At 35.4% G+C, this 762-nt stretch carries 1 protein-coding gene; it reads left to right on the forward strand.

What is annotated here, in order from left to right; translation table 11 throughout:
• Window positions 1-762 (forward strand): hypothetical protein (locus AVBRAN9331_RS09755; RefSeq protein ID WP_336612931.1); only part of this gene is annotated, 762 nt, incomplete at both ends.

Raw genomic sequence — 762 nt, forward strand, 5'->3', positions numbered from 1 at the left:
GTTTTGGTGCTGATGGTCAAGTAACAGCAGCTGCAGTAGCGGATAAACATACATTTTATACAAATAAAGCAGCAGACTTAAAAGGTGAAAATGGTGAAGTGGCTGCGGACTTTAGTTTAGCTGCAACTTGGAAAGGTGGTAATGCTACTGCAGGGCAGGCTGGTACTGGTGCGATAGGTTCTGTTTTAAATGCAAAAAATAATTTTGATGATATTCAAGCAGCTCACTATGAACAAGATGCAAGATTAGCAGCTGATGGATATTTAAAGGCTAAATCAGCAATACAAACTGATGGAACAATTAAATTTGAAACAGGTGTAGCTGGAGGTAAATTAAAAGCTGCTGCAATAGGTGCCTTAAATGTTGAAGCTAATGCTGCTCAAAACAATGGTGCTGCTAAAGAAGTATCTGATGCATTAACTGCATTACAAGTAGATAATTTGAAATTAGAAGATGCTAATAAACTAATAGATAATGCTGTAAGTAAATTACAAGTATTTGTTGATGCAGCTAAAGGTAAAACTATGGATAAAGCAGAAGCAGAAGATGGTATAGCAGCTCACGCTATGATACAATTTTTAAAAGGTGTTAAAGAAGGTATCAATGAGCCTAATAGAGAAGGCTTAAAAGAAATGATAGGCTTAACTAACGATACTAAGACTAACTTCGGAAGATTAAGTTTTTCATCAACTAATGGTAAAGACATAGTTGTAGAAGCTACTAGAGATTATGTTGGGGCTGATAATAAATTACATAGTATGG

It is taken from the genome of Campylobacter sp. RM9331 (assembly GCF_020137685.1).
GTDB lineage: Bacteria > Campylobacterota > Campylobacteria > Campylobacterales > Campylobacteraceae > Campylobacter_E.